The following is a 24,628-nucleotide window of genomic DNA, read 5'->3' as shown; positions in this document are numbered from 1 at the left end:
ATGTTTAAAACACCTCTAAAAGCATTGCTACTTGGTTCGGCTTTAGTTGTAACATCGTTTGCAACATCATTTTCGGCCCAAGCCCAAAACATGCACGATAGCTGGAATGCATTGTTAAATAAGCATGTTGTCGCTATTAACCATAATCACAGTACTGAGGTTGATTACGCTGCCATAAAACGTGAGCATGCCCAGCTAAAAACGTATTTAGATTCGTTAACGGCTGTAACGCAAAGTGAATTTGACGCATGGGAAAAGCCTAAGCAACTCGCTTTTTTAATCAATGCTTATAATGCGTGGACTGTTGAACTTATATTGACTAAGTACCCTGATATTAAGTCAATTAAAGACTTAGGGAGCTTTTTTAGCTCACCATGGAGTAAAGAGTTTGTGCCATTACTTGGCAAAACTCGCAGCCTTGATGATATAGAACATGGTTTAATACGTGGCAGCGGTAAATACAACGACCCACGCATTCACTTTGCAGTAAATTGCGCGAGTATTGGTTGCCCAGCGCTTCGAGAAGAAGCGTATACAGCCACTGATTTAGAAAGCCAATTGCAAGAGCAAACAGTGCGCTTTTTATCAGATATGACACGTAATATGGCTCAAGAAAATACGCTAAGCGTGTCTTCAATATTTAAATGGTACGGCGATGACTTTGAAAAAGGTTTTAGAGGCGCAAACACGCTACAGCAGTTTTTCTTGCAATACAACGATGCTCTTAAACTGATACCCACTCAGCAAAAAGCACTTAAAAATGATGACATGAAAGTTAAATTTTTAGACTATAACTGGGATTTAAATGTTCGCCATTAAGTTTTGGCAAACACAGGCGCGATACAGCTTTTGCTGTGTCGCGTTTTGCGTTTGTACAATCGCAAATTTAGCTGTTTTTTCGAGCACTGCGTTTGCTAATACCGTTATTAACTCAAATAATAAAAGTAATTTAGTAATAAACACACAACAGGGATCTCGCTGGCAACAAGTTCAAACACTTGGTCGCAATCAATATGTATACTTTTATGCATGGGGTGGCGACGCGCAAATAAATGCTTATATTCAATGGGCAGCGCAGCAAGTTAAAACTAAGTACAACATTAACCTAGTGCATGTAAAATTAAGCGATACCAGCGAAGCAGTAAGCCGTGTACTTGCCGAAAAATCAGCAAACAATAACAACCAAGGCAGCGTAGATTTAATGTGGATCAACGGGGCTAACTTTGCCACCATGAGTGAGCACTCTCTGCTTTTAAAGCAATGGGCGAGTAAACTCCCCTACTTTGCATTAACCGATCCGGCTAATAACCCTGCTGTAACCTTTGATTTTGGTTTACCTACCAATGGGATGGAGGCTCCATGGGGGCAAGCGTCACTTACGTTTTATTACGACAGCATTGCAATAAATGGTAAGGCAAACAATAAATTGCCGACGACATTAAACGAATTATTAAACTGGAGCGCGCAAAACCCTGGTCGCTTTAGTTACCCAAAGCCGCCTGACTTTTTAGGTATGAGCTTTTTAAAATACGCCTTAGTTGTACTGCATCAGCAAAGCAGCGAAAACATTAAATCGCAGCTAAACCAACCAGCTACAACTAAAAATACGGCACAAGTATTAAACCCACTGTGGGACTTTTTAGATAAACTACACCCAACGCTTTGGCGTAGTGGCAGTCATTTTATGCAAAGTGGTGCTCAAATGCGCCGCCTTGTGGACGATACAGAGCTAAGTTTAGCCTTTACTTTTTCAGCACCTGAAGTACCGGCAGCTGTAAAACGCTATGATTTACCAAACAGCATTCGCAGTTACGCAATGAGTGATGGCAGTTTAAGTAATACTCATTTTGTGGCAATCCCTTACAATGCAAGCCACCAGCAAAGTGCGCAATTAGTGGCTAATTTTTTACTCAGCCCTGAGGCGCAAGCTGAAAAACAAAAAGCGCATATATGGGGCGATAAAAGCGTACTTATTCAATCAACGTTAACGCCTGAACAGCAAGCCTTATTTAAAACAGCTAAACCGCATCCAAGTGCACTGCCTTTAAACAGTATTAAACGCACATTGAGCGAACCTCATCCAAGCTGGGTAAACGCCATTATGCAAGGTTGGCAAACCCGTTATGGAGTAAGCCAATGAGCGTTATTTCAAAAAGTGCACCAGTAAATACCAAAGCAACAACGCAGTGCAGCACCGATATGTTTACGCGCATTGTAAAATTTAGCCCGCGATTTTTACTCGCTTTACTTATACTACCCGTACTTGGTGGCTTAATTAGCGTATTACTGCCTGCCTTTGGTTATGCGCCCGTACTTGAGCAAACAACGTTTAGCTTGCAAGGTTTTAACGCCCTTTGGCAAACACCCGGCCTTACCCAAATGGTTACCTTAAGCGTTGCAACGGGCTTAATAAGTACTCTGCTTGCATTTATCATTACCTTAATGATTTTAGCTGCGTTTTTTAATAGCCCGTGGCTTAACCGAATTCAGCGTTTATTGAGCCCTATATTAGTGATACCTCATGCCGCAGCCGCTATTGCGGTGGGGTTTTTAATTGCCCCTTCAGGTATGATTTCACGCTTAGCGTCGCCTTGGTTAAGCGGCTGGGAACTTGCGCCAAACGGTATGTTTCCGCATGATTCGTTCGGTATTAGTATTATTTTAGGCTTAACACTAAAAGAGCTTCCCTTTTTATTACTAATGGCACTGGGCGTACTTGCTCAACCTGAGCTTGGCAAAAAATTACGCCAACAACATAAGGTTGCGCTTAACTTAGGTTATTGCCCAATGACCGCCTTTTTTAAAGTAATACTGCCAAGCCTTTATCCGCTACTACGTTTGCCCCTTTTAGCAGTGCTTGCCTATGCAAGTGCCAGTGTAGAAATGCCACTCATTTTAGGCCCAAATACACCACCCACGTTGGCCGTTGCAATAATGCATTGGTTTAACGATGTTGATTTAAACCTGCGCATTAAAGCCTCAGCGGGTGCTTTATTACAACTGGCTGTTACAGGCGGGTTATTAGCCCTTTGGCTTGGCGGGGAAAAGGCCGTAAAAGTGTTATTTAGCGACTCTCTCACTAATGGAGTGCGCGAATACGGCGGATTTTATTGGCAAAAAATAACGGTAGTACTCACCACATTAGTAATTAGCTTTATACTATTGTCGCTTATTGGTTTAGTTATGTGGTCGGTTGCAGGTTTTTGGCGCTTTCCAGATGCAATGCCTGAGCAATTTACACTACTGCATTTTAAAAGTGCGCTAATGCAAATGGGCAGTCCGCTTTTTAATACGCTAGCAATCGGTCTAGTAACCACACTATTTGCCATTATTCTTACTTTATTGTGTTTAGAATCAGAGCAGTTGAGTGACAAACCTATTTCTCGTTTTACCAGTTTAATTATTTACTTACCGTTATTAGTACCCAGTATTGCCTTTTTGTTTGGGCTAGTATGGATACAACAATTGGTAAATAACCAAGCCGCATTTTTTAATGTGGTACTTACGCATTTACTGTTTGTGTTGCCTTATGTGTTTTTGTCACTTGCGAGCAGTTATAGGCGCTTAGATCCTCGTTTTGCTCATGTTGCAGCAAGCCTAGGCGCAGCGCCATGCAAGGTGTTTTTTAAAGTAAAACTACCTCAGTTGTTTGCCCCGATTTTAATTGCAGCCGCACTGGGCTTAGCAATTAGTTTTGGACAATACCTCCCCACGCTTTTAGCTGGCGGCGGGCGCATAGCCACAATAACAACCGAAGCCGTTACGCTTGCCAATGGCGCAAGCAGACGCACCAGTGCCGTGTACGCTATTATGCAAATGGCGTTGCCACTTATTGGATTTATACTGGCATGGGGTTTACCTAAATATTTTTTCAAAAGTGCACGTGTTTAAACGTGCACATATTTAAAGCACCCATGTTTAACACTATCAGGGTTAAGGTTTTTTAATGCAGTCATCGTTACAGATTAAAAATTGTCAGCTTTATCGCCAAAATGAGCTGTTACTTAGCTTAAACGAGCAAGTTAATGGCGGTGAAATTCTGACTATTATGGGCCCATCAGGCAGTGGTAAATCAAGCTTATTAAATTGGCTTACGGGTACTTTACCAAGTAGCTTTAAGGCTAATGGTGAGGTGTGGCTTAATGGTCAAAATATCGATAACACCCCTCCACACTTACGCCATATTGGAGTGCTTTATCAAGACGCTTTATTGTTTTCGCATTTAACTGTTGCTGGTAACATTGCCTTTGCAATGCCCAAAGGTAATAAAAAACAACGCCTTGAAAAAATAGAACACGCACTTGAGAAAGTCGGCCTTAAAGACATGGGCAATCGCCACCCCGACAACCTCTCAGGTGGGCAACAAGCCCGTGTTGCATTATTACGTATGCTGCTGAGCGAACCTAAAGCCATTTTACTTGACGAACCCTTTAGCAAACTCGACACCCAACTGCGTGTTGATACACGCGAACTCGTGTTTAGCCAAATACGCGATCATAAGCTACCTGCAATTATGGTTACTCATGATCATAGCGATGCCGACGCTGCAAATGGCAAGCTCATTACGTTAAGTGCAGCTCTTTAATATGGCTTTAATACACAGCTTTAAACGCATAAGGCAACAAACATGCTAGACAAATTTATCACCCCTGTAATTAAGCCACTGTTAACACCTGTGGTTATGCTTATGCATAAACGCGGCATAACCGCCGATCAGCTAACCGTGGTTGGCTTTTTAGTTGGCTTATTAGCCGTGCCATTACTGGCGTTTGAAATGTGGTACGGCGCATTAGTTGCCATTGCTTTAAATCGAATTTTAGATGGACTTGATGGCGCATTAGCACGCTATGCAAACCAAAGTTCAAGCGCAGGTGGCTTTTTAGATATCACACTCGACTTTTTATTTTACGCGGCTATTCCGCTTGGCTTTATTTTGGCAAACCCTGAGCAAAACGCGATAGCGGGATCGTTATTACTTACTACTTTTATTGGTACGGGTTCAAGCTTTTTAGCTTTTGCGATTGCCGCCGAAAAATTTAAACTCGAAAAACCGCAATTTAAATACAAAAGCTTTTACTACTTAAACGGCTTAACCGAAGGCACTGAAACAATAGCGCTATTTATTGCATTTTGTATTTGGCCGCAGCACTTTGCGGTTATGGCGAGCATTTTTGCTATTGCGTGTGGCATAACTATTTTTACCCGTATACATGGCGGTTATCACACACTTAAGCAACAAGAAGCCGATGCTAACAAAGCAGCTGAAAACGTGCCTAGCAGTTCAAATTCTGAGGTAATAGATGACTAATGAAGTATGGTGGCGCTTAGGCTTCTTTTTTAGCATTTTAGTTATAATGATGCTGCTTGAAGCGCAAAAACCAGCGCGTAAATCACCAATAAAAAGCAGTACACGTTGGTTTGCTAACTTTGGGTTAGTGTTTGCTTCATCAGTTGTTGCGCGCTTAGTGGTTCCCATTGGGCTAACCGCCGTAGCACTTTACAATCAAGAGCACGGCATAGGCTTATTTAATCAAATAGCTCTACCAAGCAGTTTAATTATTATATTGAGCATACTTTTACTCGATATATTAATTTATTGGCAGCATAGATTATTTCATCAAGTACCTATTTTATGGCGCTTACACCGTGTACATCACGCCGATGCACACGTAGATACCAGTACAGGGCTGCGCTTTCACCCTATCGAAATTGTACTGAGCATACTTATAAAACTCATTGCAGTAACTGCTCTTGGCGTACCTGCCATTGCGGTACTTATATTTGAAATAGCACTAAATGGTTTAGCATTATTTAATCATGCAAATATACGCCTACCTAATGCTATTGAAAAACCACTTCGTTTAATATTAATGACGCAAATATTGCATCGAATTCACCATAGCCAAGTGGTTAGTGAAACTAACTCAAACTATGGTTTTAGTGTAATTTGGTGGGATAAATTATTTGGTAGCTACAAAGATAAAGCCAAAAAAACCGACGCAGATATAAATATTGGCTTAAAAGAATACCCAAGCAAAAAGCAAAATGCCTCATTGTGGGGCTTATTGATCATGCCTTTTAAAAATAAGTGAGCATAAGCTCACTTAGTTAATATATTACATCAGGTTATTTACTTTTTATATTTTTTATTGCTTTTAAAATGTCGTCTGGGCGCTGAAAAACTGCCATATGATCGCTATTACTTAGAGGTATATATTGCCCACCCGATTGCTCACTAATTTGCTGGCTCCATAAAGAACCCTCTTGTTGCCATAATACTAAATTATCGACGAATTCAGGTTCTGCATTTTTAATATCATACGACTCAAAATCAGTATCTATAACGGAGATTGGAGTGGATGTCGCTATATCGGCACTAATAACACGATTTAAATCATCATGATAATTCATAATCTCTCTTGCTCGTGTTACTTGTTTATCAATTTGAGTACGGCTTTGGCTTATTAAATCAAAATACGGCCAATCCATTTCTGCTTTATACTGTGAAGGGATGAGTGTTTCGGTCGTTGTACGTTCATCAGTTAATTTATCTCGAGTCCTTTGCGTCCAATTACCTTCTTCTATATGTGTGATTAAGGTATCACCTGCATCTCTATACCAATATACGGGCCAATCTTGATACAAGCTAATAGAGTGTGGCAGCAAAACATCGGGGTCAATCCACACCATACCGTTAAGGCTAGTTACAAATTGTGAATCAGGTGAATTTTGCCATAAATGAGCCAAAATATTTGCACTGGCAAAGCTAACAATAATTAGCTCCTTTTCATTAAGCAGTCCTAACGTTTTATCTAATGCAGGCACAAAAGAAGCATACGATGGTTGCTCAGCAGGGCTACTAAAACCGCTTCCAAAGCGTTCTATGACGTGTACACGATGAGTTTTTGCTATCAATGGCTGCAGTAAAGCAAACCAAGCACTGTCACTATGAAAGTTTTTATTAAAGCCCGATAAAAGAATAATCGCGGGCCCCGAATGTTCAAGGCCCATGCTACGTACATGTACATCGTTTTTTTGTTGTTGATCAACGCGATATAATTTTGAGTAGGTATCGAGTTTAGTTTTACTTACTGTATCAAAAAAGCTTATTAATTCATCCGTGGTGTTAAAACTACTAAATGCCCAACTATGCCCACCGCCTTCAATTGCTACCAATTGGTTGATATAGCTATCATTTTTAAATGTATATTTAGCGATTGCCTGACTTTTTTCTAATTGTACACCCGAATCAATACTGTTTTCTTTGGCTATTAGTTCAATAGCAAGCCTACTTGGGATTAATCCAAAATTTGAATGAGTTTTACCTTCAAAGGGTAAAGTCTGATCATTTGTGCCATGTACCATCATGTAGTTGGTGTGATTTACTATCTCGCATCGTTGAGACAACTGCTCTGACATAGGTGAGGCAACTGATGCTATGGCCGCAAACTTTAAACTACTATTACACATTAAATTTTGTGTAAATAAACCTCCTTGAGAAAACCCGACCGCAAAAAGCTCTCCATCAATAATGTTGTATTTAGCTTTAACGTCATCAACAACATTTTCGACAAACACTAAATCATTAATGCCTAATCGATGAGGTTTATTGCAATCACATCCTTCATTCCACTCTTCAACTTTTGATTGTGGGTAAACAACTATATAATTTTCTGATGCGGATTCAAACGCAGCCATACTCTGCATATTTTTAGCGCTCTGCCCAGAACCATGAAAAGCTAATAAAAGCTTATAAGATTTTTTTGTATCAAAGTTATTACGTGGTGTTGCAACATAATAACTTCGATTTTTTAATTTAACTTTAGTTAAATCCTTGGGCTGGGTACTTGTTAAACTCGAATCCTTATTAGTACCATTACAACCGGCCATTAATAATGTGACAGTCATTATTTTCAATAATAAATATAAATAAGTACGCATCTTCTCTACTCTCATTAAATATGAGTTGGTAGCAAATCATATACTTATTTGTTGTTGCCATAGTTGACGCTTATGTTTTTGTTATATTTATGTTATGTTTTAAAAAGCAATGTAATTTCAATATGATAGAGAACCCTATGGCTGTCCATATTTCTGGTGTTATTTTTGACGAAGAGCAGCGAACATTAAAAAATGACAGTCAAACTAGAAAACTTGAACCAAAAGTATTCAGTTTATTAATTACTTTACTAGCAGCTAATGGGAAAATTGTCACTCGAGACCAACTCATAGTTGAAGTCTGGAATAATCGGGTTGTAGGTGAGGGGGCGATCAATCGAACCGTGTCTTTATTGAGAAACCATTTTTCAGCGTTAACTAATGAAAATATTATTGAAACTGTCCCAACTCAAGGGTATCGGTTAGTTGCTACTGTAACGAACACAGATATTTCTCACGATGAAATGCCTGTTGAGCAAAAGGTTGCTTTTAAAAGCCCATCATTCAAGAAACCTGTGCGCAATATCAAAAAAGCATCAATTATTGCAATTATTATAGCTCTGCTATTAATTACCCTTTTTAGCACACTCTTCAAAGTTGAAAAATTAATCACGCCAAATAAATTATCACTTGTTAGTGCGCCATTGATTGGTTTGCAAGGTAGAGAATATAAGCTCTCGGCCACCCAAACTGGGGGACTCATTTTGTTCCATCACCTTGATGAGGATGACCGTCAATCGGTTTATTTATATGATACAAAAACACATACTCAAAACAGTGTACTAACAAATTCGTTGGCGACGATAAGTGCTGATGGAGAATACATCGTTTATGCAACACACATTGATGAACAATGTTTAATTTCGACTTATCATGTACACACAAAGAAAAAGCAGTTTTTATTTTCATGTGATGAGTTTCCCACCTCACTAGCTTGGGGGAAAAACAATACATTTTACTTCAATAAACGTTTTAGTAAATCTCATCCATATCAAGTATATAGCTATAATATAAACACGAGTAGATTAAGACAAATTACAAATCCAAGTAGTAAAAACAATACCAAGGGCGATTTTGATTTCTCCTACAATCACCATAGTAATCAACTTGCTATTGTTCGTTATATAAGCGAAAACGACTCAAAAATAATTATTAAAAATGAAGAAGAAAAATTAAACGAATACGTAGTTAATCTGCGTGTAAAAAGCCTTGTATGGCATTCTAAAAACAATACTTTGGTTATCGCAAACAACAACACTATTTTCTCTTTAGAAGCCGCGAGTGGTGAATATTATTCGATAAAAAAATTAGATTTTACAATTAACTCTTTAGCTATTATCCCAGCTAAATTGAATGCCTCGCTATTAGTAAGTAGCCTCAATGTCGTAAGCGAAATTGTAAAATATAACACTATTAACAATAGTCAACATGTGTGGCAGCAAAGTGCGCGCACAGAGCTGCTTCCTCGTATGTATGCAAACACTCAAACTTTTTTGTCTACGCGTTACAAAAGCCATCACTTTTGGAGAGTTGAAAATGACGAGGCCCAATTAATTGATATCGATTTACCCTTTGATCTACAGTTTGTCCGCTACGAACTATCTGATGATGGCAGCCGTATTTTATTTACTAAGCACGGCGATGTTTTTGAACTAAATTTAAATAAAAATACCTATCAAAAAGTGTTTACTAAAAACCACAATAGTTATGTTGCTAATTACGACGCACAAAATAACATTATTTATAGCACAAACGCTTCTGGACAATGGCAACTGTGGTTGTATCAACGAAGTACCGATACACACAGTCAATTAACTTCAAATGGGGGTTATAGCGGCAGAATCGTAGATCAATACCTCTATTACTCTAAATTTAATGTAGATGGTTTATGGCGTAAAAATTTAACAGCAACAAGTGAAGAACTTGTTATTAAAAATTTCAATCGAATCAACTGGCTCAACTGGCAAGTTATTGGTCACCAATTATACTTTTACCGAGAAGCAACAGGAATTTGGACTTTTAATATCAATACTCAAAAAGAGAATTTGATCATGCCAAAACCTGATGGTTTTGTTCACCAGTATACAATGGCGCCTGATCAGCAACATATATTCTGGGTACGCCTAAAAACCATTCAAGGTGATATTTATCAATATACCTTTTAATTATAGTTTTTAAATACAGGTCGTGTGTTTTTCAAATATAAAATAGTAAAAATGCTTTACTATAAGCTTTTTAGCAATACATATGTAAATAAGTAAACTGCTTACGCTCCTCGTATTTATGTATTTTTCAGTCGTACAACTGGTCTTACCGTAAACTAATTGTAAATAAAATAAACAAATATGTTGACCATTTGCGTACTCCACAATATCATTTGTAAGCGCTTACAAAACACATATCAAAATGTAAGCGCTTACAGCATGAAAAAACAAAGCTCAAAAAACAATTAATCTGACAATAATCTGTTGAAACCGGGGTTCAGTTATGAACATTGAAACAACGCACATTACACGTTTACTTGCCGCTATCTCTTTAGTTACGTTAGCTGGCTGTGGTGGCGACTCTGCCACTAAATCAAATTTTGAAAATGTAGATGCCTCTGAGCCAGTTTCAGATTGGCAAATGGTTTGGAGCGACGAGTTTGAAGGCTCAGCCATTGATACAAACAAATGGAACTATGAATTAAACTGCGATGGCGGTGGTAACAACGAGAAACAGTGTTACACCGACAGCGAGCAAAATGCATTTATTGCAGACGGTGTGTTAAACATTGTTGCCCTACCCGCTGAGGAAGGTGCAGAAAAACCTTACACTTCAGCACGCTTAAATACGCGTTATAACGCCGACTTTACGTATGGCCGTTTTGAAGTGCGCGCCAAACTTCCATCAGGACAAGGTAGCTGGCCAGCATTTTGGATGCTACCAACTGATGAGGTTTACGGCACTTGGCCTCGTTCTGGCGAAATAGATGTTTTAGAATCAGTAAACCTTAAAACACCGGATGAAGACGGCGGTATAGAGTCTAGTATCCACGGCACCCTTCATTACGGACGCGCGTGGCCAGATAACAGCTATACAGGGCAAGAATTTAAATTCCCTGAAGATACTAATCCTGCTGATGACTTCCACACGTATGCTGTTGAATGGCAAGAAGGTGAAATTCGCTGGTACGTAGACGGTTACCTTTATGCAACTCAGCGTCAATCTGAAGTTCGTACTAATGCAAGTGGCGAGGCTGTAGGTCTAAAACATCGTGGCTGGTTTGCAGAATATTTTGAACAAGGTTCTGGCGAGCTTGAAACTCACTGGGATAGCGCACCATTTGATAAAGACTTTCACTTATTGCTAAACCTAGCAGTAGGTGGTGACTGGCCTGAAAACGTAAATGATTTAGGTGTAGATGCTAGCGCATTTGAAAATGGCCAAACCTTTGCTATTGATTACGTACGTGTTTATCAATGTGCATCAAACCCTGAAACAGGTAAAGGCTGTGAAACTATTCGCCCTGGTTACAATAGCCTAGATGATGCTTTGCTTGAAGGCGATGCACCAATTCCTAGCCCACCTTCGACAGGCATTGCAACACCATTAACTATTTTTGGTGAGTCATTTAATCCAAACTGGCCTGCATGGGATTGTTGTGGTGGTTCTACTCCCGCTATTGTTGCAGATGAAACCCAAGGTGATGTAGTTGAATTTGTAGTAGGTGCAGAACCCACAGTAATGGGCTTTATTAGCCGTGAAATTTTTATTACTGACGAAGCAGGAAAAGCTAGCCCATTTGATGCATCTCCAATGCTGGATGAAGGTTACGTTCGCTTTAAAATGAAAGTAACAAGTGCACCAGGCACAGCTGATGCAGCTTGGCTTGTAAAACTTGAAAGTAATGAAGGTTCTAGCGCAGTAGAAATGCCAATTACAGATAGTCTTGAAGGCGTAAGCCCTGTTGTTGGCCAATGGCAAACTTATACATTTTTACTAAAAGATTTAGATGCTGCAGATTTAGATATTAGCGCAATTGATGTGATCATGGTGTTTCCAGCATGGGGCGCAGGTGAAGGCGCTGTTTATTTAATTGACGATGTTGAGATTACTCAAGATAACTTAGGCGTATCACCTGAGCTTACTATTTTTGAAAATGAGCAAAATCTAGCATGGCCAATGTGGGATTGTTGTGGTGGCTCAACCCCAGTTGAAGCCATGGATGATGAAGAACATGGTCTAACCGCAGAGTTTAGCATTGGTGCAGAGCCTACTGTAATGGGCTTTAATAGCCGCACATCGTCAGGTGGCGCAGGCGAATCGTTTGATGCTAGTAGCATTTTAGATGAAGGTGTTATTCAATTTGATTTAAAAGTAACCTCAGCGCCTAGCGATCCAGCTACACCGTGGTTGTTTAAAGTTGAGTCAAATGAAGGTGACTCTGCAGTAGAGCTTGAATTAACGGCAAGTGTTGAAGGCGAAGCACCAGTTACTGGCGAGTGGCAAACATATACATTTAAACTCTCTGATCTTGCAGCTGCTGGCTTAGATGTAAGTACTATAGATGTATTAATGATTTTCCCAGCATGGGGTGCAGGTGAAGGCTCTGTTTACCGTGTAGATAACGTTAAAATTTATAATCCAAATGCAGCGCCAGCTGCAACGGGTGAGCTTACTGTATTTAAAGATGCAGCGGCCGAGCAATGGAGTATTTGGGATTGTTGTGGTGGCTCTACACCAACAACAGAAACCGATGATGACGCGCATGGCGCAGTAGCGCAATTTAGCATTGGTTCTACTGCTACAGTAATGGGCTTTATAGCTGATGAAGACGTATCGTTTGATGCCTCTGCAATACTTGAAAATGGTGTAGTTCAATTTGATATGAAACTAGTCTCTGCGCCTTCAAATATTGATGCTCAGTGGCTATTTAAAATTGAATCAATTGGTACATCAAGCGCAGTAGAGCTTGCTTTATCAAGCAGTGTTGAAGGCCAAGCACCTGTAACGGGCGAATGGCAAACATACACCTTCCCTCTTCAGCAATTGTTTGATGCAGGCTTAGACATTAGCGCATTAAACGTAATTATGGTTTTTCCTAGCTGGGACATGGGCGATGGCGCGCTTTACCGTATAGATAACGTGATTATTGCAAATCCATAAAACACACACCAATGGGCGCTTAGCGCCTATTGCTACACAACAACATTTTATAAAGCAGAGCTATTATGAACACATTCAATTTTAAAAAGAGCCAACTTGCGGCTTCTGTGTCTCTCATCATTGCTGCGAGCACATTAAACACAGCTATCGCTGCAGAAGCAGACATATCAGCAAAGCCTGATGTAGAAATTATTGAAGTAAAAGGTATTCGTGGTTCACTTATTCGTTCTATGGATATGAAACGCGACTCTTCGGGTATTGTAGATGCTATCTCGTCTGAAGAAATGGGTAAATTCCCAGATACAAACTTAGCAGAATCATTACAGCGTATTACCGGTGTATCGGTAAGCCGCGCTAACGGTGAAGGTAGCCAAATTACAGTACGTGGTTTTGGTCCAGAGTTTAACTTGATTACCTTAAATGGCCGCCAAATGCCGGGCACAGGTTATACACGCTCGTATAACCTTGAAAACGTTGCCTCTGAAGGCGTAAGTGCGCTTGAAGTGTTTAAAACAGCTCGTGCAGACGTGCCAAGCGGTGGCTTAGGTGCAACGGTTAATATTTCTACTGCGCGACCTTTTCAAAAGCCAGGTCAAAATTTTTCGGCAACCGTTAAAGCAAACCACGACTCGTCGAACGAAGCTGGCGATGACGTAACACCAGAGTTTTCTACTGTTTACAGCAATACCTTTGTAGATGACACTTTTGGTTTCGGTTTTTCATTTTCGCACCAAGAGCGTGACTTTCAAAAACAAAGTGCCAATATTCAAGGCTGGCAGGCAAACGTAGACTTACCTGAATTAGATAGCAGCAACGTAGTTGATAACCGCACAGATTCTGCAGGTAACTACTACTTCCCTAAAGACATGAACTACTCTATTGAAGATGTAGAGCGTGAACGTACAAATGGGCAAGTTACTTTTCAATACGCACCGGTCGATGGCTTTGTAGCAACACTTGATTACACAGCAAGTAAAGCTGTAACTGGCTCTCAAAGCATTGGTTGGGGTATTTGGAACGACTTTGGTAGCAATATAAATGGCTACGAACTAGATGAAAATGGCACTGCAGTATATGCAGACATTAGCGGTAATGACGCGTCATTCACAGCTAATAAAGGCACTACAGAAGTAAAAGCCCGCTCTCTTGGTTTAAACCTAGATTGGGAAATTAACGACACGTGGCACGTAGAGCTTGATTACCACGACTCTAAAAACGAAACCGATAACGGCGCCGACAACGGGCTGGGAAGTGCAGGCCAAGTAATTTTAGGGTCTGATCAGCTAGCTAATAAAATTTATGATTACCGCACGGGCGAAGTACCTAGTGCACAAGTTAATTGGTTAAATGGCACAAGTGAATTAACGCCTGGCGAAATTGATTCAAACTTTAGTCAGTTTACTCACTCGCCGGGTGAATCAAACATTGAACAATTACAGCTGCACACAACATGGTATAACGAAAGCTATGACATTGGTTTAGTTAAAGTTAAATTTGGCGCATCACGTACAGAACAAAACACAGGTGGTTACACCGCGTGGAGTGGTTTAGTAGGTGGCCCAGGTTTTAACCCATCATATACAGAAATATTCCCAGACGGCATGTTTACCCGTAATGATACATCAGGCCTTTTAGATCAGTTTGATGGCGGCGGCAGTGACTTACAACCTGGTTACTACTATACCTATGACTTTGACGAAGCTGTTGCACGCCAAATTGCTTACTTAACGGCAGATGTTACAGGTGGCGATGCATATGCCGCTAATGCATACGCAGACGGAATAGATAGCGAGAGCTACGTAGAAGAAATCACTAATAGCTTTTATGTTCAATCAAGCTGGGAGTTTGACGTAAGTAACTACTACGTAAAAGTAAATGCAGGCCTACGCTATGAGCAAACAGACGTAACCAGTACTGTACGTCAACGCGTTGAAGATCAAGTTAACTGGATCAGCGCTTCAGAGTGGATCATGCAATACGCTGCTGGCGGCGATGATAACTTCTTAGAGCAACAAGGTGATTACGATGTTTTACTGCCTTCAATCGACGTAAGTGTTGATTTAACTGAAGACGTAGTAGCCCGCGTATCTTGGGGTAAAACAATGTCGCGTGCACCACTAGGTAATCTAGCCGGTGGTCGTAGTTTAACAGGCAGCCCAAAACCAGGTTCTCGTACAGGTGGCCAAGGTAATACAAACTTATTACCGTTTGAATCAACAAACCTTGATTTATCACTTGAGTATTACTACGCAGAAGGCAGCTACGCATCTGTTGGTTACTTTAAAAAAGATGTTGATAACTTTATTCAAACCACCATTACGCAAACCACTATTGATGGCTTGCACGATATTTTAAACGGCCCTCGTTACTTACAAGCCGTAAGCGATATTGAATCACGTGGCGAGCAAGCAACAACCGACGCTATTTTTGCACAAATGATTGCCAGCGGTTACGGCAATGCAAATGGCGTTATTGAGCCAAACAGCGACGATCCGCTAATTACATGGAATATTAGCCAGCCACAAAACACCGACAGTAAATCGGTAGATGGTTTTGAAGTTGCAGTTCAGCACTTAATTGGTGAAACCGGTTTTGGTGTTGGTGTTAACGCAACATTTGTAGATGGCGACGTTGAATTTGATAGCGAAAGCCTAGATCAACAAGCACCGCTTACAGGCTTAAGTGACTCAGCTAACTTCCAAGGCTTTTACGAAAAAGACGGCCTATCGGTTAAAATCACTTACGCATGGCGCGACTCATACCTAATTGGTGTAGGCCAAGCACAAGGCTCAGCTGATGCACCGCCGCAATATGCTAAAGCCTACGGCCAATGGGATATGAGCGTTAACTACGATGTAAACGAAAACGTAACGGTATTTTTTGATGGCATAAACTTAAACAATGCAACCGAAGAAGGTTACGGACGTTACGAAGAGCAGTTCTTATTTGCTAATCAATACGGTCCGCGTTACTCAATTGGTGCACGTTACACGTTCTAAACTATTTCCTAGTTAGAAGGTTAAGCCGCTTGTTACAACAAGCGGCTTTTTTTATAGCGTTTTTATTTGCTCAAGCAACACATTGGTTGTCCAATCAAGGCCGTTATACGCCACATCGGGTTTGTAGTAAGCCCCTGCCCCTCGCGCTCTGTTTACGTATACTTTGTTAGGTACAATCACTTTGCCTAAGCCTGAAGGTAAATCAGCTAAACGTACCTCCATATACATAGAATCAGCACTACTTGGTGCACCAAATAACGTTGTATTTTCAAAAAGCTTAAACTTATCAAGTGCATCTAAACAAGCACTAGCACATTGCGGCGGAACAATAACAAACACCTTGGTTTTAAAGTCACTCACTAAAGGTGTATGTGGTATGTTATTTAGCGTATTAGTTTCTTGTTCTACATAAAACGGGGCATCATTTTCAAGTGATAGAGCCATGCCAGCAGCGACGGTTTTAAGAGTTTTCAGTACTTCGGGTTGATCTTTTACAACGCTAAATAAAGACTCTACATAGTCAGTATTATCTTTTGATGCTCTCCACCATACTTGCGTGTTTTGAGAAGTATTATTTGCTTTTTGCTCTACTACTTTTTGGCCCCATAATCCTTTTGCTATTTGTGAGCTCCAATAAGATGAGCCACCTTGGTTATGGCGCAAATCTAATACCACGGCTTTTGCAGTAAGTAGCTTGCTACGCTGCTGTTGTATTTTTTCAAATACTTTATTGTAGGCAGCAGTTTGTTTTTCGGTTGATGAAAAGCTAGGCATAGCAATCCAAGCAATGTTTTTTTCAGGCCAGGTTAAATCAATGGGGAGTTCATCACCGTTATAAGCATTTTCTAAATGCTTGCTTGCTGACTTAGGCCTCACAGACCAATTTAATACGTGTGTATAGGTATCGCCATTGGCTTTAACAAATTCGCATGCTTTTAGGGGAGTTAAAAATGGATTGCCCTCGTCAATTAGTAACCGCCAACCTTGCTGCCACCAGTGCCCAGGTTGTGCCACTTCACTATGAAACTTAAATATTCTCTCACGCATTAAGGTATCAGTGCTTTGCCCATCACATTGGCTTACAACCTCGCCTTTGCTAATATTGCTGGCTTCGCTGTAATACACTTTTAGCGCATCACCTCGCCAAACAGCACTAAAGCCTGGCCAGCGGCGCGCGGGTCTATCTACGCTTGAAAACGCACCAGCATGACCATCTTGCAACACAGTGCTAAGGCGTGCAATTGCCGCAACATGAACTTGCGGTCCGCTCGCTTGAGCCGACAATGTAAGCGCCTCTGCTTTTGCTTGTTTTAATAAATCAGGGAAAGTTGGGTTATTAACATCAAACATACCAGGGTGATTTTGTGCAGATATACTGTAAGCAGCTTCTATATCACTATTTGTAACACTGCGCCACTGCTCTGGCGTTGTGGGTACAGCTTGCTCATGTCCAGCATTTACAAGTGGTGATAGTAGTAAAGTTGGGAGTAATACATAGTTGATTATTTTTGTTTTTATAGTCATAAAAATCCATTTAATTATTAGCTTTTTAAACATGCTAAGTTAAATATAAGCTGACAATAATGCAAAGTTTACTTTTATTTATAATTAAGAGCTAGTTAGCTAACTGAAGCATTTTTAAAAATTAGTCGGGGAAGCTATTTTTCGCCAAAAATGAAGTACTAATCAATAATGCTTTATTGTACATCTGATTTAGCGCGTGCAATATAATCTGAATACTCAGCAGAAATAGGCATGACTTTGAAGGGGCTGACGTTTGCCCCGCCGGTGTTACCGCTGGGAATTAATCCAAACGCAGTTTTGGTAGCTGCTCCAGCAATACGAAATGTCTGTCCTAAAAGCTCACGTAAATCGTTATGCTTAAACGCCCAGCAAAACATCAATATATGCACTTTAACATGAAAATAAGTAGATTCTTGACCGAGTACATGAGCATTTTCTAAATGCTCAAATGCCTCTATAAACTTGCCATTTTTATTAGCTAAATGAGCTAAATCTAATTCGGCATTTACATATGGTTTTATATTTCTAGTGAATTGACTAAACATACTTCTATCCTTGTAAGCGCATAACGAGTATTTAAAGCAACTCGTTTATAATCTATGTTTATTAATACACAAACCATAGCTGAGTTCCTATTTTGGTTCAATTGCTACTTTTGTTTTTTTAGTTTTGCGAGCTCTCTTGATTTAATCTTTAGCACTTTAATTTTAGCGCCGTACCAATTAGCCATAGGTGCTGCTGCAATACCGTGTATTAAAGTACTCATCCATACAGCGTTAATCGCAACAATTAAAACTGAGTGACCGTACTGGCCTAAAATATCTTTAGAAATAATAAGTGCAAAAAGCGCTGTGGCAAGACCTCGAGGTCCAAAGAACCCCATGAACACTTTTGTTAATACTTTAGCTTTAGTGCCAATTAACGATAGGTAAATAGCAAGAGGCCGTACAATAAATATACTCACTAAAATATAACCAACAACAGGGAGAGTTAAATTCTCAACAGCTGAAGGAAGTAAGCCAAGTCCAATAATAACAAACGAAGTCCATATTAATATTTGCCCTTCACTCTCAGTAAATTGGTATATAAACCGACAATGGCCTTTTACAATATTACCAAAGGCTAAACCTGCAACAAACGCTGATATAAATCCATTTCCTCCCAGTAAACTTGCCATTAGGTATGATGTGCCGGTAAGTGCTAAAACACCAATGCCTTCATATATAGTCGATGATATTTTTTTTGACTCAGAGTATAAAAATAAACGTCCGCTCAAGTACCCCATTAATGCGCCAACCAAAATACCTATAAATATTTGGCTAAATCCAAACACTAACCATGACATTTCATTTTCTTGAGAGCCGGTTTCCATAGCAACTATACTGGCAAAAAATAAAATAACAGGTAATGCTAGTCCATCATTTAAACCGCTCTCAACTGATAAACTTTGTCGCTCGTTTAAAGGTACACTCTCATTACTAACAACCGCTTGACCTAAAGCTGCATCAGTCGGTGCTAAAATTGCCGCAACTAGGGCTAGCATTGCCCAAGGCCACTGTGGGAAGAATAAATAAGCAAAGCCTGTACCAATCAAAATACTCAACGGCAAACCTATCAATAGCATTCTTAAAGGCCATGTATTTTGCCTTTTTAATCTTCGTAGGTTTATTTGTGAAGCATCTAAAAATAATAATACAACTAGCGATATTTCTGCTATTAAATACACGGTTTCATGTGCATCGCCTATATTAATAAGTCCAGCCTGTGATACGGCAAAACCAATACCCAAAAATACCATTGGTGCGGTAATAATGGTTGTGGACAGCTTTTTAGCTAGCATAGAGTAAGCACTAACTGAGAACAGAAGAATGAGTAATCCTATTTCCATTGGGAAATCCTATTAGGCATGGCTTGGTATTTTTATTAGAAAATATCAGGGTTGAGGTTAGTTATATTAAATCAGCACAATTTATTGAATTAATTTGTATAAGCTTATTTTTAACTCTAGTCTAAATAATAACCGGCACCTAAATGATATTAGCCTGCCGGTTACTTTTAACTTTTAATATGCAAAAGCTTATTTAGCTGCTGCACGTTTTGCGTCTAAACCAAGTAACTTATCAATAGACAAAAAGCCAGGCCCACGAGCAAAAATCACTAATAATGAAACAGCCCACCACGATGCCGGATTAATCCAATGATCCAGTGTAGGAAAAACTGCAAGCTGAATAAACAATGTCATACCAATAAGGCCCAGTGCTGCAAAGCGAGAAAACAAACCGATAATCAGTAATATTGGAAGCAGTACCTCAACAACACCAGCAACCACAGCAAGCGTTTCAATTACTTTTACAAGAAATGAGCCATCAACATAATCTAATGTTTTTGGATCACAAAGCTGCAAGGCACCTTCTCTAACAGGATCTGGACAGAAAAATTCGTATTTAAATAGGTCGTATTTATCAACATTAAATTGTAAAAAGCCATCCCATTTGCTCAAACCAGAGTCGAGGAATACTTTAGCCACCATAAAACGAAGAAAAAACAGCGCTATGGGCTCTAAGAACCGCGATAACTGCTCTCCCATCTGCACGTACAGTTGTTGTATTTTTTTTATCATGCCCATATTTGTTCCTACTCTTGTAATGTACTAATTGATTTGGATTTCTAATAATTCATTTTGTAAGCATGCTGTAAAAGCTTCGCTCACTTCAAAGTTTTCATCTACTGTTATTGCTGCATCAAAAGCTTCACCTAAAGACCTACTTGTACCTTGTAGGGCCTGCATAAGTGCAACTTCTGCGATAGAAAGAGAGCGGGCTTGCACCGCACCTTGCAAACGCCATAACATAATAAAATCCTCAGCAGAGGATTTAGTTACAACGACATCATTATTATTTGTTTTTAGCGAAATCCATTCAAAAAAAGCAGAACCATTCACACTAAGTAATAGTACGCTGGGGCTAAGCTTTACATTAAGCTCGGTAAGCTCAATACCTTGTTTCATTAGTTGAGTAATATGCTCTATAGTTAGCGCTTCACTTGAATCAGCGCTCATCAAACTCATTAGCCACGTGTAATCTAAATGCGCAATATCAACTAAGTTCATGTATAGATTTGATGTGCTTTGCTGATTTTCAGTAACTTCTAAAATATGTTTATTTTCAAGCTCACCATCTTTAATCAAATCGGCTACAAAGCCAGGAAAGCTTAGTCCGTATCCCACCAAAGTGCCCTGCTCTGGCGGAAAACGGTCAACATAAAGTCGTGCCATTTTACGAAAGTTCTCACTACCTACTTTTTTTTCACACATAGGAAAGTTAGCTATTAATGCATCAACACAGCCTTTATAAAACCCGTTACGATACACAGCTAACCTTTTAATATGCGATGGATTTTCGCAAAAATGCTCCATTTCACTTGGATCGCCCGTTCGCAAATAGCGAGTAAAAGCATCAATATATTGGTTGGTACTCATCAGCGAACCACTTCTTTATGAGATATATTTAAGCGACTTTGTAGCTCACTTTGATTCAAATAGCTTTGCGCAGTTTCCCGCTCGATCATAAGCTCTTCAAACGATGGAATATTCGCATCTCGCTCAACAAGTACTGGTCGCTGACCAAATATCTCAATTGCTTGTTCTAGCAAATCCCATACAGGAGTCGCTACCGGTGCTGCATGGCTGTCTATCAGTAATGACTGACCAAGAGCTGGATCAGGATCGTGCCCTGCAATATGAATTTCTCCAACAAGCTCAGCAGGGATCTGCTTTAAATAATCAAGCGCATCAATACCCGTGTTTTTACTACTGATATATAAGTTATTAATATCGATAAGTAAGCCGCATCCAGTACGCTTCGCTGCCTCAACTAAAAACTGAGGTTCATCCATATCACTTATAAAATCTAAATAGTTACTTGGATTTTCAACTAATATTGACCGACCTATGCCCGCCTGGTAACAGTCAATACCATTAATTAAAGACGCAAGTGCATCTTGGGTGCGAGGTAACGGCATTAAGTCTGCAAAATATTTGCCATTCGACTTAGACCATACAGCGTGTTCAGATACCAGCACTGGCTGAAATTCATCAATTAGCGCTTTTACCCGTTTAGTATGAGCAAGCATAGCTTTATGATCAGAGCCTAAAGAGCCACCAACACCATGAAAACTAATATCAAAGTTTTCACGTACAGCTCTGAGATAATTTAATCGAGGACCACCTGCCACAAAATAATTTTCTGTATGCACTTCAAACCAAAGATTATTATTTGTAGATGGCAGCTCTACCTGTAAAGCTAAAATGTCGTCAAGATGTTCTGGTTTTAAACTAAGACCTGCACCTAATTGCTCCCCAGCAACAATGCACTGGGGAAAACCTGCTTTATTAACCTTCAAGCGAACCTTTACCATTAGGAGTTACAACTGATTCACATACACCTTTAGGTGCATATGTCCATGCGTTAGCTTGGAAGTCTGTAGTTGAAGTGCCTTCACAACTCGTTCCTGCACCTGCTTTACAATCATTTTCACCCGCTAAAGCAATACCAAAACATTTATCTTTACGACCGCGAACTTTATCACCAGCTACCCAGCCTTTAAATTGCTCTTGTACTTTTGCTGAAGCACCTTCTGCAACGGTTAATTGACTGTTTGGACCTGCCACAGCACCCGCGCTTAAAACTGCTGCTGATGCGCCGATTAATAAAGCCTTAGTTAAATTTACTTTTTTCATTTTTATGCTCCGGATTAAAATATTTTTTCTTGTTTTATCAATGATTGTTAATAATACCAATCCGCAATAATACTTAATCATTTTGCGGGGCTAAACGTGTCGCTACCTGCGTTAAAAAATTCTCATTTAGAACAAGTAAATAGCGAATTTTTTGCCTAGCTATCAACACGTTTTTCCATCCTCAAAATAAATCACTTAATTAAGCGAATTGGTATAAAAACACTCATATTTTGATAAACAAGCACAATGGAGATAAGCAATATCGCCGTTTTATCAATTTAATAGACCTATCGTTGTTATAAAAACTTTCAGATTATTTGCTTACAATGAAAAACAACTGTAAACAAGAAGTAAATATAGTGGACTAAGCAGTTAATACAAACATTAGAAAAGCTAATCTAATTGTTTTGATAATGAATAAGCTTGGAAAAGTTCATATTTAGTGGATTAGATGCATTGAGACACTTTGTTTTGGCAATGATCTACAAATAGAAATTTACTTAACTGAGGAAGGATAAAAATATTATTTAAAGGCTGCTTATATTTACACCACTCTATACTCGCTAAATTAGCGTTTTTTAAGTAGGACTCGTAAACACCGTCATTATAATGTTATTTTCTGCAACGCTAAAATGTTGGACTACATGGCCATTATCAACGGTTGATTGCCTATAAAAAAAGCGCTACAAATAGGTAGCGCTGGCATTATTACTTAATGGTTGTTTATTTAAAGCTTAGGCTCTTTATTTAAAAGAAGCCGAGCGGATCTTCGCTGTAGCTCACTAATAGGTTTTTAGTTTGTTGGTAGTGCTCCAGTGCGAGTTTGTGCGTTTCGCGCCCTATTCCTGATTTTTTATAACCACCAAACGCAGCGTGTGCTGGGTACATGTGATAACAGTTAGTCCACACTCGCCCTGCTTCTATTTTGCGACCCATACGATAAGCACGATTCATGTTTCTGCTCCACACACCTGCACCTAAACCAAACTCAGAGCCGTTGGCAAGCTCGAGGGCTTCGGCTTCATCTTTAAAGGTCGACATTGAAATAACAGGGCCAAAAATTTCTTCTTGAAACACACGCATATCGTTTGTGCCCTTTAATAACGTAGGTTGTATGTAGTAACCACCGTTTAAGTCATCACTTAGCTGCTCTACATTACCGCCAGTGAGTACTTCAGCGCCTTCTTTTTTGCCTATTTCAATGTAGCTCAGTATTTTATCAAATTGCGCTTTTGAAGCTTGTGCGCCAACCATAGTTTCGCTGTCTAGCGGGTTTCCGCGTTTAATTTTTAAGGTACGTTCGAGTATTCGCTCAATAAACTGCTCGTAAATGTCTTCTTGAATAAACAACCTTGATGGGCACGTACACACCTCGCCTTGGTTGAAGTAAGCAAGCACGGCGCCTTCAATAGCTTTGGATAAAAACGCATCGTCTTTTTCCATTACATCATTAAAAAATATATTAGGTGATTTACCACCGAGCTCGACCGTTGAAGGAATAATATTTTCAGCAGCGCATTTCAAAATATGTGAGCCCACAGGCGTTGAACCCGTAAATGCAATTTTAGCGATACGCTTGCTTGTTGCCAGTGCTTCACCCGCTTCTTTACCAAAGCCGTTTACTATATTTAATACGCCTGCAGGGAGTAAATCGCCAATTATCTCCATTAAAACTAAAATAGAAGCTGGTGTTTGCTCAGCCGGTTTTAAAATTACACAGTTACCTGCAGCAAGTGCTGGCGCTAGTTTCCAGGCGGCCATTAAAATAGGGAAATTCCACGGAATAATTTGCCCAACCACACCTAGTGGCTCGTGAAAATGATACGCAACGGTGGTTGCGTCTATTTCACCTATAGTGCCGTCTTGCGATCGTAGGCACCCTGCAAAGTAGCGAAAGTGATCTGCCGCTAGCGGAATATCAGCAGCGAGTGTTTCACGAATTGCTTTACCGTTATCCCATGTTTCGGCAACAGCTAGTAACTCTAGGTTTTGCTCAATTCGGTCGGCTATTTTTAGCAGTATGTTACTTCGGTCGGTCACCGACGTTGTGCCCCATTGCTCTCGCACTGCATGCGCTTTATCGAGAGCCAGCTCTATGTCGTCTTTGTCTGAACGCGGTATTTGGCAAAATACCTTACCGTTTACTGGGCTTATATTATCAAAGTATTGGCCATTTACTGGCTTCACCCACTCTCCGCCAATGTAGTTCCCGTATTGTTGTTTAAAGTTTACGAGTGCGCCATCGCTACCTGGATTTGCATATATCATGTGTGTGCTCTCT

Annotated in this window: 18 protein-coding genes; 9 read left to right on the top strand and 9 right to left on the bottom strand. The window is 39.9% G+C overall.

Translation table 11 applies throughout. The features are described from left to right. Genes I6F47_RS06760 through I6F47_RS06735 form a run of 6 tightly spaced genes read left to right on the top strand, consistent with a single transcriptional unit; the run spans position 1 to position 6,092 of the window. Positions 1 to 819, top strand: a complete 819-nt coding sequence (locus I6F47_RS06760; RefSeq protein WP_197183553.1) for a DUF547 domain-containing protein — start codon at positions 1 to 3, stop codon at positions 817 to 819. Further along, complete coding sequence (locus I6F47_RS06755) at positions 806 to 2,140, top strand: ABC transporter substrate-binding protein (protein ID WP_197183552.1); 1,335 nt, start codon at positions 806 to 808, stop codon at positions 2,138 to 2,140. Before I6F47_RS06760 ends, I6F47_RS06755 begins: the two co-directional genes overlap by 14 nt. Next, complete coding sequence (locus I6F47_RS06750; RefSeq protein ID WP_197113188.1) at positions 2,137 to 3,891, top strand: ABC transporter permease; 1,755 nt, start codon at positions 2,137 to 2,139, stop codon at positions 3,889 to 3,891. The genes I6F47_RS06755 and I6F47_RS06750 overlap by 4 nt, the downstream gene beginning before the upstream one ends. A 55-nt stretch (positions 3,892 to 3,946) precedes the next feature. Then, positions 3,947 to 4,585, top strand: a complete 639-nt coding sequence (locus I6F47_RS06745; protein WP_170071288.1) for an ATP-binding cassette domain-containing protein — start codon at positions 3,947 to 3,949, stop codon at positions 4,583 to 4,585. A gap of 42 nt (positions 4,586 to 4,627) precedes the next feature. Next, complete coding sequence (locus I6F47_RS06740) at positions 4,628 to 5,308, top strand: CDP-alcohol phosphatidyltransferase family protein (RefSeq protein ID WP_197183551.1); 681 nt, start codon at positions 4,628 to 4,630, stop codon at positions 5,306 to 5,308. After that, positions 5,301 to 6,092, top strand: coding sequence for a sterol desaturase family protein (locus I6F47_RS06735; RefSeq protein WP_197183550.1), 792 nt, complete (start codon positions 5,301 to 5,303; stop codon positions 6,090 to 6,092). Before I6F47_RS06740 ends, I6F47_RS06735 begins: the two co-directional genes overlap by 8 nt. A 34-nt stretch (positions 6,093 to 6,126) precedes the next feature. Here the strand turns inward: I6F47_RS06735 and I6F47_RS06730 are convergent, their stop codons facing one another. Next, positions 6,127 to 7,908 (bottom strand): alpha/beta hydrolase, encoded by a 1,782-nt coding sequence (locus I6F47_RS06730; protein ID WP_197183549.1) that lies wholly within the window; start codon positions 7,906 to 7,908, stop codon positions 6,127 to 6,129. A 170-nt stretch (positions 7,909 to 8,078) separates the two neighbouring features. Here I6F47_RS06730 and I6F47_RS06725 point away from each other — a divergent pair, with 170 nt between their 5' ends. From I6F47_RS06725 to I6F47_RS06715, 3 genes are all read left to right on the top strand, one after another. Then, on the top strand, positions 8,079 to 10,103 hold the full coding sequence (locus I6F47_RS06725) for a winged helix-turn-helix domain-containing protein (RefSeq protein WP_197183548.1): 2,025 nt from the start codon (positions 8,079 to 8,081) through the stop codon (positions 10,101 to 10,103). Between the two features lie 322 nt (positions 10,104 to 10,425). After that, complete coding sequence (locus I6F47_RS06720) at positions 10,426 to 13,086, top strand: glycoside hydrolase family 16 protein (RefSeq protein WP_197183547.1); 2,661 nt, start codon at positions 10,426 to 10,428, stop codon at positions 13,084 to 13,086. Positions 13,087 to 13,151: 65 nt separating this feature from the next. Beyond that, positions 13,152 to 16,085, top strand: a complete 2,934-nt coding sequence (locus I6F47_RS06715; RefSeq protein ID WP_197100817.1) for a TonB-dependent receptor — start codon at positions 13,152 to 13,154, stop codon at positions 16,083 to 16,085. 51 nt (positions 16,086 to 16,136) lie between these two features. Here the strand turns inward: I6F47_RS06715 and I6F47_RS06710 are convergent, their stop codons facing one another. The 8 genes from I6F47_RS06710 to exaC all read right to left on the bottom strand — a co-directional run bounded on the left by I6F47_RS06710 (position 16,137) and on the right by exaC (position 24,615). Next, on the bottom strand, positions 16,137 to 17,609 hold the full coding sequence (locus I6F47_RS06710; protein ID WP_165721693.1) for a S41 family peptidase: 1,473 nt from the start codon (positions 17,607 to 17,609) through the stop codon (positions 16,137 to 16,139). Between the two features lie 173 nt (positions 17,610 to 17,782). After that, the gene (locus I6F47_RS06705; protein ID WP_165721694.1) at positions 17,783 to 18,154 is read right to left on the bottom strand and encodes a DUF3703 domain-containing protein; all 372 of its coding nucleotides are present in this window, start codon (positions 18,152 to 18,154) and stop codon (positions 17,783 to 17,785) included. A gap of 104 nt (positions 18,155 to 18,258) precedes the next feature. Beyond that, complete coding sequence (locus I6F47_RS06700; protein WP_165721695.1) at positions 18,259 to 19,497, bottom strand: cation:proton antiporter; 1,239 nt, start codon at positions 19,495 to 19,497, stop codon at positions 18,259 to 18,261. 189 nt (positions 19,498 to 19,686) lie between these two features. Next, positions 19,687 to 20,235: a DoxX family protein gene (locus I6F47_RS06695; protein WP_165721696.1), complete on the bottom strand. Its 549-nt coding sequence runs from the start codon at positions 20,233 to 20,235 to the stop codon at positions 19,687 to 19,689. Positions 20,236 to 20,259: 24 nt separating this feature from the next. Beyond that, positions 20,260 to 21,087, bottom strand: coding sequence for an HvfC/BufC N-terminal domain-containing protein (locus I6F47_RS06690; RefSeq protein WP_165721697.1), 828 nt, complete (start codon positions 21,085 to 21,087; stop codon positions 20,260 to 20,262). Beyond that, positions 21,087 to 22,010: an MNIO family bufferin maturase gene (gene bufB / locus I6F47_RS06685; protein WP_165721698.1), complete on the bottom strand. Its 924-nt coding sequence runs from the start codon at positions 22,008 to 22,010 to the stop codon at positions 21,087 to 21,089. The genes I6F47_RS06690 and bufB overlap by 1 nt, the downstream gene beginning before the upstream one ends. Next, on the bottom strand, positions 22,000 to 22,347 hold the full coding sequence (locus I6F47_RS06680) for a BufA1 family periplasmic bufferin-type metallophore (protein ID WP_024591926.1): 348 nt from the start codon (positions 22,345 to 22,347) through the stop codon (positions 22,000 to 22,002). The genes bufB and I6F47_RS06680 overlap by 11 nt, the downstream gene beginning before the upstream one ends. A 747-nt stretch (positions 22,348 to 23,094) precedes the next feature. After that, positions 23,095 to 24,615 carry an acetaldehyde dehydrogenase ExaC gene (gene exaC / locus I6F47_RS06675; RefSeq protein ID WP_197183546.1) on the bottom strand — a complete coding sequence of 507 codons (1,521 nt, stop codon included), beginning with the start codon at positions 24,613 to 24,615 and terminating at the stop codon, positions 23,095 to 23,097. Positions 24,616 to 24,628: the final 13 nt, after the last annotated feature.

It is taken from the genome of Pseudoalteromonas sp. NZS37 (genome assembly GCF_015864265.1).
Taxonomy (GTDB): domain Bacteria; phylum Pseudomonadota; class Gammaproteobacteria; order Enterobacterales; family Alteromonadaceae; genus Pseudoalteromonas; species Pseudoalteromonas arctica.
The sequence above is the reverse complement of the archived record's forward strand: the minus strand, read 5'-3'. Positions and strand labels throughout refer to the sequence as shown.

Bases quoted from the DNA above. Each gene is read 5' to 3' on its own strand.
- I6F47_RS06760 (WP_197183553.1), top strand. From the start codon at position 1: ATGTTTAAAACACCTCTAAAAGCATTGCTACTTGGTTCGGCTTTAGTT.
- I6F47_RS06755 (WP_197183552.1), top strand. From the start codon at position 806: ATGTTCGCCATTAAGTTTTGGCAAACACAGGCGCGATACAGCTTTTGC.
- I6F47_RS06750 (WP_197113188.1), top strand. From the start codon at position 2,137: ATGAGCGTTATTTCAAAAAGTGCACCAGTAAATACCAAAGCAACAACG.
- I6F47_RS06745 (WP_170071288.1), top strand. From the start codon at position 3,947: ATGCAGTCATCGTTACAGATTAAAAATTGTCAGCTTTATCGCCAAAAT.
- I6F47_RS06740 (WP_197183551.1), top strand. From the start codon at position 4,628: ATGCTAGACAAATTTATCACCCCTGTAATTAAGCCACTGTTAACACCT.
- I6F47_RS06735 (WP_197183550.1), top strand. From the start codon at position 5,301: ATGACTAATGAAGTATGGTGGCGCTTAGGCTTCTTTTTTAGCATTTTA.
- I6F47_RS06730 (WP_197183549.1), bottom strand. From the start codon at position 7,908: ATGACTGTCACATTATTAATGGCCGGTTGTAATGGTACTAATAAGGAT.
- I6F47_RS06725 (WP_197183548.1), top strand. From the start codon at position 8,079: ATGGCTGTCCATATTTCTGGTGTTATTTTTGACGAAGAGCAGCGAACA.
- I6F47_RS06720 (WP_197183547.1), top strand. From the start codon at position 10,426: ATGAACATTGAAACAACGCACATTACACGTTTACTTGCCGCTATCTCT.
- I6F47_RS06715 (WP_197100817.1), top strand. From the start codon at position 13,152: ATGAACACATTCAATTTTAAAAAGAGCCAACTTGCGGCTTCTGTGTCT.
- I6F47_RS06710 (WP_165721693.1), bottom strand. From the start codon at position 17,609: ATGACTATAAAAACAAAAATAATCAACTATGTATTACTCCCAACTTTA.
- I6F47_RS06705 (WP_165721694.1), bottom strand. From the start codon at position 18,154: ATGTTTAGTCAATTCACTAGAAATATAAAACCATATGTAAATGCCGAA.
- I6F47_RS06700 (WP_165721695.1), bottom strand. From the start codon at position 19,497: ATGGAAATAGGATTACTCATTCTTCTGTTCTCAGTTAGTGCTTACTCT.
- I6F47_RS06695 (WP_165721696.1), bottom strand. From the start codon at position 20,235: ATGGGCATGATAAAAAAAATACAACAACTGTACGTGCAGATGGGAGAG.
- I6F47_RS06690 (WP_165721697.1), bottom strand. From the start codon at position 21,087: ATGAGTACCAACCAATATATTGATGCTTTTACTCGCTATTTGCGAACG.
- I6F47_RS06680 (WP_024591926.1), bottom strand. From the start codon at position 22,347: ATGAAAAAAGTAAATTTAACTAAGGCTTTATTAATCGGCGCATCAGCA.
- exaC (WP_197183546.1), bottom strand. From the start codon at position 24,615: ATGATATATGCAAATCCAGGTAGCGATGGCGCACTCGTAAACTTTAAA.